The organism is Catenuloplanes nepalensis, from assembly GCF_030811575.1.
GTDB lineage: Bacteria > Actinomycetota > Actinomycetes > Mycobacteriales > Micromonosporaceae > Catenuloplanes > Catenuloplanes nepalensis.
In genome coordinates, this window is the sequence record NZ_JAUSRA010000001.1 from 412,007 (window position 1) to 426,265 (window position 14,259).

At 71.0% G+C, this 14,259-nt stretch carries 12 protein-coding genes; 7 read left to right on the plus strand and 5 right to left on the minus strand.

What is annotated here, in order from left to right:
• Window positions 1–27 precede the first annotated feature (27 nt).
• From qcrC to J2S43_RS01865, 5 genes are all read left to right on the plus strand, one after another.
• The gene (qcrC, locus tag J2S43_RS01845) at window positions 28–894 is read left to right on the plus strand and encodes a cytochrome bc1 complex diheme cytochrome c subunit (protein WP_306826779.1); all 867 of its coding nucleotides are present in this window, start codon (window positions 28–30) and stop codon (window positions 892–894) included.
• Window positions 891–1,976: a cytochrome bc1 complex Rieske iron-sulfur subunit gene (gene qcrA / locus J2S43_RS01850; protein WP_306826780.1), complete on the plus strand. Its 1,086-nt coding sequence runs from the start codon at window positions 891–893 to the stop codon at window positions 1,974–1,976. Before qcrC ends, qcrA begins: the two co-directional genes overlap by 4 nt.
• The gene (gene qcrB / locus J2S43_RS01855; protein WP_306826782.1) at window positions 1,973–3,598 is read left to right on the plus strand and encodes a cytochrome bc1 complex cytochrome b subunit; all 1,626 of its coding nucleotides are present in this window, start codon (window positions 1,973–1,975) and stop codon (window positions 3,596–3,598) included. The genes qcrA and qcrB overlap by 4 nt, the downstream gene beginning before the upstream one ends.
• A gap of 153 nt (window positions 3,599–3,751) precedes the next feature.
• A complete protein-coding gene (locus J2S43_RS01860) occupies window positions 3,752–5,278 on the plus strand; it encodes an alpha/beta hydrolase (protein ID WP_306826783.1) in 1,527 nt (508 codons plus the stop codon).
• Window positions 5,279–5,412: 134 nt separating this feature from the next.
• Entirely contained in the window at window positions 5,413–6,936 is a 1,524-nt protein-coding gene (locus tag J2S43_RS01865) for an alpha/beta hydrolase (RefSeq protein WP_306826784.1), read from the plus strand.
• Between the two features lie 37 nt (window positions 6,937–6,973).
• On the opposite strand, the gene J2S43_RS01870 is transcribed toward J2S43_RS01865, so the two are convergent.
• From J2S43_RS01870 to J2S43_RS01890, 5 genes are all read right to left on the minus strand, one after another.
• Entirely contained in the window at window positions 6,974–7,261 is a 288-nt protein-coding gene (locus J2S43_RS01870; RefSeq protein WP_306826785.1) for an Lrp/AsnC family transcriptional regulator, read from the minus strand.
• A 35-nt stretch (window positions 7,262–7,296) separates the two neighbouring features.
• Complete coding sequence (locus J2S43_RS01875; RefSeq protein ID WP_306826786.1) at window positions 7,297–8,130, minus strand: NTP transferase domain-containing protein; 834 nt, start codon at window positions 8,128–8,130, stop codon at window positions 7,297–7,299.
• Window positions 8,127–8,669: an NUDIX hydrolase gene (locus tag J2S43_RS01880; RefSeq protein WP_306826787.1), complete on the minus strand. Its 543-nt coding sequence runs from the start codon at window positions 8,667–8,669 to the stop codon at window positions 8,127–8,129. The genes J2S43_RS01875 and J2S43_RS01880 overlap by 4 nt, the downstream gene beginning before the upstream one ends.
• A gap of 89 nt (window positions 8,670–8,758) precedes the next feature.
• Window positions 8,759–10,531: a RelA/SpoT family protein gene (locus tag J2S43_RS01885; RefSeq protein WP_306826788.1), complete on the minus strand. Its 1,773-nt coding sequence runs from the start codon at window positions 10,529–10,531 to the stop codon at window positions 8,759–8,761.
• Window positions 10,532–10,636: 105 nt separating this feature from the next.
• Complete coding sequence (locus J2S43_RS01890; RefSeq protein WP_306839146.1) at window positions 10,637–12,337, minus strand: DEDD exonuclease domain-containing protein; 1,701 nt, start codon at window positions 12,335–12,337, stop codon at window positions 10,637–10,639.
• Between the two features lie 186 nt (window positions 12,338–12,523).
• On the opposite strand from J2S43_RS01890, the gene J2S43_RS01895 reads away from it, so the two are divergent.
• Both J2S43_RS01895 and J2S43_RS01900 read left to right on the plus strand, forming a co-directional pair.
• Window positions 12,524–13,933, plus strand: a complete 1,410-nt coding sequence (locus J2S43_RS01895; protein WP_306826789.1) for an NYN domain-containing protein — start codon at window positions 12,524–12,526, stop codon at window positions 13,931–13,933.
• Window positions 13,934–13,992: 59 nt separating this feature from the next.
• Entirely contained in the window at window positions 13,993–14,226 is a 234-nt protein-coding gene (locus J2S43_RS01900) for a hypothetical protein (protein ID WP_306826790.1), read from the plus strand.
• Window positions 14,227–14,259 lie beyond the last annotated feature (33 nt).

The window sequence follows — 14,259 nt, forward strand, 5'->3', positions numbered from 1 at the left end:
TCTACCACCGCGTAAGGACTCCTTGCCATGACTTCTGATTCCCCCGCCCGGCGTGCGGGCCGCGGCGGCGGCTTCCGCTCGCGGTGGCGCCGTGGGCGTAACTCGCCGCCGAGCAAGCTCCGGCGTCGCGCCGGTGCCGCGGTGCGGATGGCTGCCGCGCTGATGCTGGCCGGAGGCGTTTACGCGTTCCTCGCGCCGAGCGCCTCGGCGCAGGAGGACGTCGCGCTCTCCACCGCGGCGCAGCAGGGCAAGGAGATCTTCGACAACAGCTGCGTCACCTGCCACGGCCGCAACGCCCAGGGCGTCGAGGGCCGCGGCCCGAGCCTGATCGGTGTCGGCTCCGCCTCCGTCGAGTTCCAGGTCGAGACCGGGCGCATGCCCATGGTCCGCCAGGAGGCGCAGGCCGAGGAGAAGATGCCGCAGCTCAACGACGAGCAGGCGCAGCAGCTCGCGCAGTACATCCAGGAGCTCGGCGGCGGCCCGGAGATCCCGGACGGCCCGCTGACCCACGACATCAACGCGGACCCGGACGCGCTCTCCCGCGGTGGCGAGCTGTTCCGGCTCAACTGCACCTCCTGCCACGGCTTCGGCGGTGGCGGCGGCGCGCTCTCGTCCGGCAAGTTCGCGCCGGCGCTCGGCGACGTCAGCGAGCGGCACATCTACGCGGCCATGCTCTCCGGCCCGCAGAACATGCCGGTCTTCGGTGACAACCAGCTCACGCCGGACGAGAAGCGGGACATCATCACCTACATCACCGGCCAGCTGCAGGACGGCGGCGACCCGGGCGGCTTCAACCTCGGCCGCTTCGGCCCGATCACCGAGGGGCTGGCCATCTTCCTGGTCGGCATCACGGCGCTGGTCTTCACGTGCCTCTGGATTGCGGGGAAGTCGTGAGCACTAAGACTCCGTCCACGGAACCGGTGGACATCAACGACCCGAAGCTCTCCCGCTTCGAGATCATCCGTGAGGGTGCGCGGCGGGACGACATCGAGATCGTGCACTACGAGCCGCAGTTTCCGCCCGGCAGCAAGGCCGAGAAGCGGATGGTCCGGATCGTCGCCATGTTCTTCCTGATCACCGGCATCGCGTCGATCGCGTTCCTCGGCGTCTTCATCTTCTGGCCGTGGGAGTACGAGCACGGCGCGTACACGCTGAGCAAGTTCTACACGCCGCTGCTCGGCGTCACGCTCGGCATCGCGCTGCTCGGCATCGGCTTCGGCATCCTGACCTGGGCCAAGAAGCTGCTGCCGCACGAGATCTCGGTGCAGGACCGGCACGTCGGCACGGACCCGGAGTCGCAGAAGCTGACCGGCGAGACCGCGCTCTACATGCTCGACGAGCTGGGCCTCAAGCGCCGCCCGCTGCTGAAGGGCGCGATCGGCCTGGGCCTCGCGCCGGTCGCCGTGGTCGCGGCCGCACCGCTGATCGGTGGCCTGATCAAGGACCCGCACGGCGACGAGCGCCAGTCGATGTTCAAGACCGGTTTCAACCCGGTCTACAACGACGGCAACCTGGTCCGCCTGGTCCAGCAGGACGGTTCGCCGGTCCGCCCGGAGGACGTCAGCGCCGGCGGCCAGATCACGGTGTTCCCGGGCATCGCGCACGGCAACACGAACGAGTGGGCCGACTCGCCCACGCTGCTGATCCACCTCCGTGAGGACGACGCGCGGAAGGCGGCGGCCGCGGCCGACGCGGACGACATCAACCGTGGTGCGTACTACGGGAACTATGTCGCTTTTACCAAGATCTGTTCGCACGCCGGCTGCCCTGCCAGCCTCTACGAGCAGCAGACGAACCGGCTGCTGTGCCCCTGCCACCAGTCGCAGTTCCTTATCATTGACAACGCCCGGCCAGTGTTCGGCCCCGCGCACAAGCGGCTCGCGATGCTGCCGATCGAGGTCGACAGCGAGGGCTTCTTCGTGGCGAAGTCGGACTACAAGGAGACCGTCGGGCCGGACTTCTGGGAGCGGCCATGAAACGCCGGAAGCTTGACCTCGGCGCCGTGCCCGGCAACGTGGCGCGCGGTGCCGACGAGCGGCTGCAGGCCTCCACGCCCCTGCGTGGCCTGCTGAACAAGGTCTTCCCCGACCACTGGTCCTTCCTGCTGGGCGAGATCGCGCTGTTCTCGTTCGTCGTCCTGCTGCTGACCGGTGTGTTCCTGACCCTCTTCTTCGACCCGTCGATGCGCGAGGTCGTCTACAACGGCTCCTACCCGGGCCTGCGCGGGCAGATGATGTCCGCGGCGTATGCGTCGTCGCTGGACATCTCGTTCGACGTCCGCGGTGGCCTGATCATGCGGCAGATGCACCACTGGGCCGCGCTGATGTTCATGGCCGCGATCGTCATCCACATGTTCCGGGTGTTCTTCACCGGCGCGTTCCGCAAGCCGCGCGAGACCAACTGGGTCATCGGCGTGACGCTGTTCTTCCTGGGCTTCTTCGCCGGCTTCACCGGCTACTCGCTCCCGGACGACGGCCTCTCCGGCACCGGTCTCCGCATCGCCTCGGCGATCATGCTGTCCTTCCCGGTCATCGGCTCGTGGCTGTCCAGCTCCGTGTTCGGCGGCGAGTTCCCGGGCATGCTGATCATTCCGCGGTTCTTCATCGCCCACGTGCTGATCATCCCGGCGCTGCTGCTCGGCCTGATCGCGGCGCACCTCGGCCTGGTCTTCGCGCAGAAGCACACGCAGTGGCCGGGCCCGGGCCGGACCAACGAGAACGTGGTCGGCGAGCGCATGTTCCCGCGCTACGCGATGAAGCAGGGCGGCTTCTTCATGGCCGTCTTCGGTGTCATCGCGTTCATGGCCGGCGCATTCCAGATCAACCCGATCTGGCTCTTCGGGCCGTACCGGGCGGCGGAGGTCTCCTCGGCCTCCCAGCCCGACTGGTACGTCATGTTCATGGACGGCCTGGTCCGCCTGATGCCGGACTGGGACATCTTCATCCCGATCCCGATCGGTGGCGAGGGCTTCGTCATCCCGCCGATGTTCTGGCCGGCCGGTGTCCTGCTGATCGTGATGATCACGGCCCCGATGGCGTACCCGGCGATCGAGGCGCGGCTCACCGGCGACAAGCGCATCCACAACCTGCTGGAGCGCCCACGCGACAACCCGCACCGCACCGCGCTCGGCATGATGGCGATCTCGTTCTACCTCATCGCCACCATCTCCGGCGGCAACGACGTGGTCGCGGACAAGTTCCACATCAGCCTGAACGCGATGACCTGGGCGGGCCGCATCGGTCTGCTGATCGTCCCGCCGATCGCGTACTGGGTGACGTACCGCATCTGCCTGGGCCTCCAGCAGCACGACCGTGAGGTGCTGGCGCACGGCGTGGAGACCGGCATCATCAAGCGCCTGCCGGACGGTCGCTTCGTCGAGGTCCACCAGCCGCTGGCGGCGCCGGACGAGCACGGCCACACCCACCTGGAGTACACGGGCTGGGTCGTGCCGAAGAAGATGAACCGGGTCGGCGCCCTCGGGCCGGCGATCAAGGGCTTCTTCTTCCCGATCGAGAAGCCGGTCGAGGCTCCGGTCTCGCCGGGGCACCCGCCGGTCGACCCCGCGTCGAAGCGCGAGGAAGTCGGCAGCAGCCACTGACGACGTGTCCTGAAGAACCCGCCGGTCTCCGAGGAGGCCGGCGGGTTTCTTCGTCTTCCGGGTTGACCCTGCCCCGAGGACATGGTTTGGGATGGGGGCGAAACTCACCATCCGGGAGGCTGAGGTATGAATCGAAGTCGGAGCGTGGGCCTGATGGCCCTGTCGCTCGTCACGGGGGTCGCCGCGTCGCTGATCGCGGTGCCGGCCGTGGCCGCGGCGCCCGCGTCAACGGTGGCGTGGGCGGCGTGTCCGGAGGACGTGGTGGCCAAGGCCGCGCCCACCGTGCTGGAGTGCGGCACGGTGCCGGTGCCGCTGGACTACCGCGATCCGGGCGGCAGGCAGATCGAGGTCATGGTGTCGCGGCTGGCGAGCACCGATCCGGCGAAGCGCCGCGGCATCCTGCTGACCAACCCGGGCGGGCCGGGCGGGACCGGGCTGGAGATACCCGGGCTGATGGTGAACTTCGGCGCGCCGTCGAGCCTGCTGGACGCCTACGACATCATCGGGATGGACCCGCGCGGCGTCGGGCACTCGGCGCCGGTGCTCTGCGGGCTCACCGGGGCCGAGGGCTATGTGGCGAACATCCCGCCGTACGCCCAGGACGAGGCGGCGGTGGACCGGCACGCGGCCGTCTCCAAGGCCGTCGCGGAGCAGTGCGCGGCGAACGACACCCAGGGGCTGATACCGCACATCACCACCGCGAACACGAGCCGGGACCTGAACTCGATCCGGATCGCGCTGGGTGAGAGGAAGGCCAGCTACTTCGGCGCCTCCTACGGTTCGGCGCTGGGTGCGGCGTACGCGTCGATGTTCCCGGGCACCACGGACCGGATCATCCTGGACAGCAACGTCGGCGCCACCGCCTTCGACCATGAGGGCTTCCGCCGGTTCGGGCTGGGCATGGAGCAGACGTTCCCGGACTTCGCGGCGTGGGCGGCGGCCCGGCACGACACCTACGGCCTCGGCCGGACGGTGGCGGAGGTGCGGCGGAACTACCAGACGCTCGCGGCCCGGCTCGACCGGGAACCGGTCAACGGCATCGACGGTGTGACCTTCCGGCTGCTGGTCCTCACGGGGCTGTACGACCCGGCCTCCTACCCGGCGATGGCGCCGTGGTGGCAGGCGCTGCAGAACGGGGACGCGGCCGCGGCGGCGAAACTGGCCGCCGAGCTGGAGGAGTCCTTCCCGGACAACGCCCTCTCCTCGTTCCTGGCCGTGACGTGCAACGACAGCGACTGGTCGGAGGACGTGGCGACGTACAAGCGGGCGGTCGCCAAGGACCGGAAGCGCTACCCGCTGTTCGGTGCCGCGGGCGCGAACATCACGCCGTGCGCGTTCTGGCCGTACGAGCAGTACGAGCCGGCCGTGAAGATCAACGACAGGGGTCCGCGCAACATTCTGCTCATCCAGAACCTGCGGGACCCGGCCACGCCGTACGTCGGTGCCCAGCTCTTCCGGGAGCAGTTCCGGAAGCGGTCCTCGCTGGTGACGGTGGACGGGAGCGGCCACGGCGTCTACATCTTCGGCTCGAACCCGTGCGCGCTGAGCGTCGGCACGGCCTACCTGGTCGACGGCGTGATGCCGGGGGACACCTACTGCGCGGCCGGGACGCTCACCCTGGACGCGGAGTCGCAGCGGCGGCGGGCGGACGCGCTGGACCGGCTGCCGAACCGGTTCTGACCCGCACGTGACAAGGCCCGCCGGTTCTCCGGCGGGCCTTTTCGTCTCCCGGTTTGACTGTGCTGTAAGGACACGGTTTGGGATGGGGTGAGAACTCACCATCCGGGAGGCTCGGTATGAATCGAAGTCGAAGCGTGACCCTGTCGCTCGTCGCCGGGGTCGCCGCGTCGCTGATCGCGGTGCCGGCCGCGGCCGCGGCGCCCGCGTCGCAGGTGGTCTGGGGCGCGTGCCCGGCGGACGTGGCGGCCGAGGCCGCGCCGTCCGTGCTGGAGTGTGGCACGGTGCCGGTGCCGCTGGACTACCGCGACCCCACCGGCACGCGGATCGAGATCGCGGTGTCCCGTCTGGCCAGCACGGACCCGGCGAAGCGGCGGGGCATCCTGCTGACCAACCCGGGCGGCCCGGGCGTCGCCGCACTGGAGATGCCCGGGCAGCTGGCCAACCTGGGCACGCCGACCAGCGTGCTGGACGCCTACGACATCATCGGCATGGACCCGCGCGGCGTCCGGCACTCCGCGCCGGTCAACTGCGGGATCACCGCGGACCTGGGCTACCGCTCGAACATCCCGCCGTACGCGGTGGACGACGCCGCGGTGACCGCGCAGGCCGAGATCGCGAAGGCGGTCGCGGAGCGCTGCGCGGCCAGCGACCCGGACGGCCGGCTGGCGCACATGACCACCGCGAACACGGCCCGCGACCTGGACTCGATCCGGGCCGCGCTGGGCGAGGCGAAGGCCAGCTTCTTCGGCCTGTCGTACGGCTCCGCGCTGGGTGCGGCGTACGCGTCGATGTTCCCGGACACCACGGACCGGGTCATCATCGACAGCAACCTCGGCAACACCGCGCTCGACCGGGACAGCATGCGCCGGTTCGGCCTGGGCATGGAGCAGACGTTCCCGGACTTCGCGGCGTGGGCGGCGGCCCGGCACGGCGCCTACGGCCTCGGCCGGACGCAGGCGGAGGTGCGGGCGAACTACCTCGCGCTCGCGGCCCGGCTGGACGCGACGCCACTGGACATCTTCGACGGCATCCTGTTCCGCTGGATCGTCTTCGCGGGCCTCTACGACGAGGGTGCCTACCCGTCGATCGCACAGACCTGGCAGGCGCTGCAGAACGCGGACCCGGCCACGGCCACCCGGCTGATGGCGGCGGAGCCGCTCCCGCAGGACAACTTCTTCTCCGCGTTCCTGGCGGTGACCTGCAACGACACGGACTGGGCCGAGGACGTGGCGACGTATCGGCGCGCGGTGGCGCAGGACCGGAAGCGATACCCGCTGTTCGGTGCCGCGTCCGCGAACATCACGCCGTGCGCGTTCTGGCCGTACGAGCAGTACGAGCCGACCGTGAAGATCAACCGCAACGGGCCGCGCAACGTGCTGATCATGCAGAACGAGCGTGACCCGGCGACGCCGCTGCGGGGCGGTCAGCTCTACCGGGACGCGTTCGGCAAGCGGTCGTCGCTGATCACCGTGGACGGCAGCGGGCACGGCGTCTACATCTACGACGACAACGCGTGCGCGCTGTCCGTGGGCACGGAGTATCTGCTCAGCGGGAAGCTGCCGCGGGACACCTACTGCGGCGATGGGGCGCGGTCACTCGACGCCCCGTCGCGGCAGCGCCGTGCGGACGCGCTGGACCGGCTGCCGCGCACGCTCTGACCGGGCCGGGGTGGGCGGCCGGGCCGCCCACCCCGTGCTAGTCCGTCTCGGGCAGGCCGATCGCGAACGCCTCCTCGAGGTCGTGCTGGGAGTAGGCCCGGAACGCGATGTGCGACTCCGTGTTGATCACGCCGGGGACCTTGGAGATGCTCCCCGCGATCACCTCGGCGATCTGCTCGAACTGCCGGACGCGGATGATCGCGATCAGATCGACATGGCCGGCGGTGGAGTAGACCTCGCTGACCCCGGGCAGCGCGGCCAGCGTCTCGGCCACCTCCGGGATCGAGTCGGTGGCACAGTCGATGAGGACGATCGCGGTGATCACCGGACGGCTCCCTTGATCAGCAGATTCGGGTCAGCTCATGCTAGCGGGAGTGCCGCCGGGACGGTGAGGTCGTCGCCGACCCGGATCGCGGCGGTGAGCGTCTCGCCCGCGTGCACGCGCCCGCCCGGCCAGACCACGGCGTCGCGGACGTCGCCGTCGATGCGGGCCCCGGCACCGATCACCGCGCGTTCCACCCGGCCGGTCACCACCGCGTCCGGCGCCACCAGCGAGGCTCCGGCCGCGGCGTGCAGGTTCGCGGCGAGGTAGAGCGACGGCGTACCCGTGTCCAGGTATGTTCCTGAGTAGGGCACGACGGTGAGCGCGCCCTCCCGCTCGGCCGGCCGCCACACCGAGCGCACCACCTCGTGCTTCTCGTCCGGCAGCGAGGCCACGAACCGCCACGGGATCAGCGAGAAGCCGGCGAAGTCGTACCCGCCGAACTCGCCCTCGCCGGACGCGGCGGGCCGGCCCAGCATGCGCACGGACGCGCCGTCCCAGCCGTCGATCAGCGCGGCGATGTCCGGGCCAGGATCAAGATCAGGATCGTGGAGGTACGCGTCCGCGTTGCCCAGCAGCACGCCGCGACCATCCACCCAGGACCGCAGCCGGGCCAGGCCACCGCCGGTGCCGAGCGGGCCGTCCGGCTCCACCGACACGTGCGCGCGGCCCTCCGCGTGCCGGGCCACCGCCTCGCCCAGGTAGGCCGCGTTCACCGCGGCCGGCAGGCCGAGCGCGTCGACCCGGGCCAACGCGCGGTCCAGCAGCGGGACGTTGCCGACCGGGCAGAGCGCCTTGGGCACCGTCGACGTGAGGGGCCGCAGGCGCTGCCCCTCACCGGCGGCCAGGATGACCGCGGCCATGTCGCTCATCGGCGAGCGGGGATCGCGGGAACGGCGCCGGGCGCGGCGGCCGGGCCGATGCCGAACATGCCGAGCAGCCGCCCGGTCGCGGGGGAGAGCTTCGGCAGGTCGTCCAGCGCGAACCAGCGCAGCTCCAGCACCTCGGCACCGTCCGCGCGGACCGGCGCGGTCGACGCGGGCACGAACGCGTGGTAGCACATGTCCACCCAGCCCTTCGCGTGCACGATCGCGTTCGGCGTGGCCGGGACCAGGTCCTCGCGGGCGAGCTTGAGGCCGGTCTCCTCGTGCAGCTCGCGCAGCGCGCCGTCGATCGGCGCCTCCTTACGCTGCAACAGACCGGCCGGGAGCGTCCAGCTCACGCCCGGAGGCTGGCGGAGCAGCAGCAGGCGGCCGGGCGCGGGCGCCTCGGAGTCGTGCACGAACACCACGGCCCCGACGACGTACTTCGGCACGACCGCCCGGACTATGCGGCGTCGAAGGACCAGCGGCAGCCGGTAGAACGTGCCGTAGGCGATGGCGCGGAGCGCGGTGTTGTGGCGGAGATTCACATTTGCAAGGCTAGCCGCGCCGCACACGCGGACGACACCTGGACCGCGTCTCGCTCCGGCCCCACGCCGACGCAGGCGCTCCGCTGGCTTCAGTCCGGGTGATCGACGGAGGCGACCAGCTTCTGCGCGAGGTCGTCCGGGTCGAGCGTCCGGTCGAAGACCGCCACCAGCAGCGTCTCCAGGTCGGGATAGCCCAGTTGTTCGGCGAGCCGCAACAGCGGGCGCTCGCTGGCCAGGCCGCGGTTGTGCTTGCGCAGCAGCGTCAGCCCGATCGTGGCACGGCCCAGCCGGACCTTGTCCGTGATGGTCATGCCGGGCGCGTCCCTCTCCGCGAACCGGCGGTTGAGCTGCAGCTGCGCGTGCGACGTCTTGGCGTACTGCAGCCAGTCGCGGTGCGGGCCGCGGTGCAGCGGGTCAGAGTCGCCGTCGTCGTCGAGGAACAGCTCGACCACGTCGCCCTCGGTCAGCTCGGAGAGGATCGGCGCGGTCCGCCCGTTGATCGTCACCGCCACGCAGCGCTCGCCCGCGTCCGTCCCCACCTCGTAGGCGAGATCGACGGAGGTAGCACCGAGGGGCAGCATCACCGGCCGCCCCTCGCAGAAAACCTGGATCTGTGACTCGGCGAGCTCACATCGGAGCGAGCTGAGGAAGACGGCGGCGTCCTTCGCCTCCGGCTCCCAGTCGAGCACCCGGTGCAGCCAGTCGAGCTGTTCCGCTCCCTCGCCGCGGGCGACGAGCTTGGGGAACCGATACGGCGCGGCCACACCGAACTCGGCGAGCCGGTGCATCGCCTCGGTGCGGATCAGCACCTCGACCGTGCGCCCGTCCGGCCCGGTGACCGTGGTGTGCAGCGAGCGGTAGAGGTTGTTCTTCGGGGAGGCGATGAAGTCCTTGAACCGGCCGGCGACCGGGCGCCACTTCGTGTGGATCGCGCCGAGCGCCATGTAGCAGTCGGTGTCGGTGCCGTCGACCACGATCGCGATCCGGGGCAGGTCGAACGGTTCGGCGTAGTCGCCGCGGACCGTGTCCTTCCAGATCGAGTAGAGGTGCCGGGGCCGGGGCGTCACCGAGGCGGTCACCCGCTGGCGGCGCAGCGCGGTGCGGGACTGCTTGACCACGTCGTCGAGGTAGTCGTCCCAGCCGGGGCGACTCGTCACGTACGCCGAGATGCGCTCGTGCGCCTCCGGCTGGAGGTGCAGCAGCACCACGTCGTCCAGCTCGCGCTTGAGCCACTGGATGCCGAGCTTGTCGCAGAGCGGGACCAGCACGTCCAGCGTGGCCTTGGCGATCCGCTCGCGGGAGGCGTTGGACCGCGCGCCGAGCGTGCGCATGTTGTGCACCCGGTCGGCCAGCTTGATGATCAGCACCCGGACGTCCTTGCCGGCCGCCACGATCATCTTGCGGATCGTCTCGGACTCCGCGGACTTGCCGTAGAACGCCTTGTCGAACTTGGTCACGCCGTCGACCAGATGGGCGACCTCGTCGCCGAAATCACCCCGAAGAGCCTCCAGCGTGTACGAGGTGTCCTCGACCGTGTCGTGCAGCAGCGCCGCGATCAGCGTGGTCGTGTCCATGCCCATCTCGGCGAGGATCTCCGCGACCGCGAGCGGATGCGTGATGTACGGATCGCCGCTCTTGCGCATCTGCCCCCGGTGACAGTTGTCCGCGACCCGGTAGGCGTGCCGCAGAACCGTCATGTCACCGGACGGATGCACCGACTTGTGCATCTTGATCAGCTTGGTGACCGGGTCATTCTCCGGCGGCTGCCAGGACAGCAGCGAGCGCAGCCTCCGGGTCAGGGGCACGTCGGGGGAGGGCAGTGCACGTCCCAGTGCGGCGCCGTGGCCGGCGTCGACGTCCACCCGGACACCTCCTCAATAAGCCGCTTCTGCCCTAAAACGAGCGCGGCCCGGAACAGTGTTGCTCTACAGCCTATGCGAGGGTTCGTCATGCGAATGGTTGCTTGCCTATGACCGAACGGCTGAGTTATTTGCCGACAAGGCCCCTTCCGCCCTGGCCAGAAGCTCGCCGAAGCGCGCGGCACCCCGGACGGGAGACGACCACGTGTCCGTCATCTCCACCAACCGGGTCTCCGGGCGTTCCAGCCAGGCAAGGATGCGCTCCGTCTCCTCGGCCGTCGCGGCCGGGGTCGGTCCCGGGCCCGGCCGCACCGTCTCCGCGGTCATCCGCATCGTCTCGATCGTGGGCCGCGGGTGCACTCGCGGCGGCGACACGCCGGCCGCGGCCAGCCGTCCGTGCCGGACGATCGCCAGGTCCCAGCCGCCGCCCGCGTGCGGCCGGGCCGCGACCAGCTCGGCCTGCGAGGTGACGCCGGAGAGCCGCTGCATGCGGATCAGCGCGCGCAGCAACGCGGCCATCCGGCCCCGGAGCACGGCCGCCTCCTCGTACCGCTGGGACCGGGAGAGATTCTCGATCCTGGACATCAGCGCGGTGATCAGCGGTCCGGGATCCGACGTCACCGCGGTCCGGAACGGTGCCGCGGCCATCGCGTCGTAATCGTCCACGGTCACCCGGTGCTCGCACGGCGCCGGGCACTTCCCCAGCTCGGCCAGCGCGCAGGCGGGCATCGGGATGCGCACGGACAGCCTGTGCCCGCACTGCCGGATCGGGATCGCGTCGTAGACGCCGGACGCGGCCAGCTCGGCCGCCCGCCGCGACGAGAACGGGCCGAGGTAGGTGCCGTCGTCGTCGGCCAGCGCCCGGACCATGGACAGCCGCGGGAACGCGTCCGTGGTCAGCTTCAGCCAGACCACCCGTTCGGGGAACTTCGACCGGCGATTGTACGGCGGGGCGTGCGCCGCGATCAGCCGCAGCTCGCGCACCTCGGCCTCCAGCCCGTGCGCGCACTCGATCGCCTCGACCCGGACCGCCGCGTTGAGCATCTCGGACATCCGCGCCCGCTTCTCCGCGGCCGTGAAGTAGCTGCGCACCCGGGTGGCGATGTCGACCGAGGTGCCCACGTAGAGCGGGCGGTCGTCGGCGGCGCGGAACACGTACACCCCCGGGACCCTGGGCAGACCCTCGGCCAGGTGCTTCTTGCGGCGCTGGGTCGGCGTGACCGCCCTGGCGAACTCGATCGCCTCGCCCAGCGTGGACACGTTGTGGCCGCCCAGCCGGTCGAAGAGGCCGTGCAGCACGTCCACGGTGGCCCGTGCGTCGTCCAGCGCGCGGTGCGTCGGCGTGACCGTGGTGCGGAAGAACGCGGCCAGCGTGCCGAGCTTCCGGTTCGGCACCTCGTCGCGGGTCAGCGCGCGCCGGGCCAGCGCGGCCGTGTCCAGCACCTTCACCGGGGGCCAGTCGTAGCCGAGCCGGGCGCAGGCGGCCTTCAGGAATCCCACGTCGTACGGCGCGTTGTGGGCGACCAGCACCGAACCCCTGACGAACTCCAGGAACGCGGGCAGCACCTCCTCGATCGGCGGGGCCGGCGCGAGCATCGCCTCGGTGATGCCGGTCAGCACGGTGATGAACGGCGGGATCACCTCGCCCGGGTTGACCAGCGTGCCGAAGACGCCCAACTCCTCGCCGCCGCGCACCTTCACCGCGCCGATCTCGGTGATCCCGATGGCGTTGCTGCCGTCCGGCTTGGCCGGGGCGCCGCCGGTCGTCTCCAGGTCCACCACCACGAACGTCACCCCGGACAGCGGCATCGACCCGGGGTCGTCGTCGTCGAGCAACAGGCCCTGGACGAAGTTTTCGGTTTGTGCCACCAGGGCACGGTAGGCGGCGGGTCCGACACTTCTGCACCGGGTGACCCAGGAGTAGCCTTGGCGGACCAGGAGAGATCAAAAGCCGCTGTCGCGCGGTCGGGGGCCGCACGGTGGGAGACTTGTCGTATGTCCGTACCGGCGCCGCCCGACGACCGCTCCCCCGGGGAAGCGGCGCCGTACCCTGCGATCATCCGGCTCCCCGAGTCCGCCGAGTCACATGACCCGGGCGAGGCCGCCGAGCCGATCCTGCCCGAGCAGGTCCGCCAGCGGGTGATCCAGCTCACCGCGATGCTGCTGCCGGGGCTGCCGTTCGACGAGATCCCGGACGTGCTGCGCAAGGTCGCGCGCTTCGCACCGAACCGGCGCGCCCGGCTCGGCGGCACCGCGATCGCCACCCAGCTCGCCGCGGACCCGCTCTTCCGTCAGCGGATCGGCCGCAAGGCGTCCGGTGAGGCCGGCGACCTCGGCACCGCGATCGCCGAGGGGACGGCCGTGGGCGCGGCCGACCCGGTCGAGGTCGCCGCGCTGGCCTACCTGGTTCGCCCGGCCGGCTGGTTCGACCTGGTCGCGGCCGCGGGCGACGCGGTCCGCGCGGAGGCGGACAGCGCCGCGGTCAGCGAGGCCGTCCGCGCAGCCGAGCAGCGCGCCGCCCGCGCCGAGCACGACCGCGCGGTCGCCCGGGTCGAGGCCGACAAGCTCCGGGACGAGCTGGCCCGGGTCCGGGAGGAGCTGGGCCAGCTGCGCGAGGAGCACCGCACCACGGCCCGTGCGCTGCGCGAGACCCAGGCCCGCGAGCGCAAGGCCGCGGAGATGCTCGCCACCGAGAAGGGGCGGGCCAAGAGCGCGGCCGACCGGCACGATCAGGAGCTGCGCAGACTTCGATCCAAGCTGGCCGACGCGGAGGCGGCGGCGAGCGGCGCCCGGTCGGCGGTCCGCGACTCGCGCGCGGCCGACGACGCCCGCCTCTGGCTGCTGCTGGAGACGATCGGGCAGGCCGCGAACGGGCTGCGCCGCGAGCTGGCGATCGGCCCGGCCGACCGGCTCCCGGCCGACCTGGTCGCGGACGCCACCGCGGACCGGCCCGACGCGCCTGACCGGGTCGGCGCGCGCGCCACCGACAACGACGACCCGGCCCGCCTCGATCAGCTGCTCGCGCTGCCGAAGGCACATCTGATCGTTGACGGTTACAACGTGACCAAGCGCGGCTGGTCCGAGATGTCGCTCGAACACCAGCGCAAACGCCTGATCACCGGGCTCGGCGGGATCGCGGCGCAGACCGGCGACGAGGTCACCTGCGTCTTCGACGGCGCGGAGCGGCAGCACGGGCTCCCCCCGGCGCCGCGCGGCGTGCGCGTGCTCTTCTCCCGCAAGGGCGAGACCGCGGACGAGGTGATCCGCCGCCTGGTGCGTGCGGAACCGTCCGGACGCCCGGTGATCGTCATCTCCTCGGACCGGGAGGTGGCGGACGGTGTGCGGCGGCACGGAGCCTATCCGCTAGCTGCGGATTCGCTGTTGCGAAGACTCTCGAGATCATAGACGCCGGTTTTTGTCATACCCCTCACCTAGCGTGTACGGCGTACCCGTGAGGAGGAACGATGATCGTCGACTGTGACACCTGTGCCGTCCGTGGCACCGGTTGTGCCGACTGCGCCATCCACGTCCTGTTCCACACCCCGCCGGAGATCGAGCGGCTCACCCCCGACGAGATCAACGCCATCGAGATGTTCGCCCGGGCCGGCCTCGACCCCGAGGTCGTCGAGGTGCCGGACGAGTCCGTCGTCCCGCGCACCCCGCTGCGCCTGGTCCCGCTCCGCCGCGACGTCGCCTGACGAGGTCTTGGGTGACGTGGATGACCGGGCTGC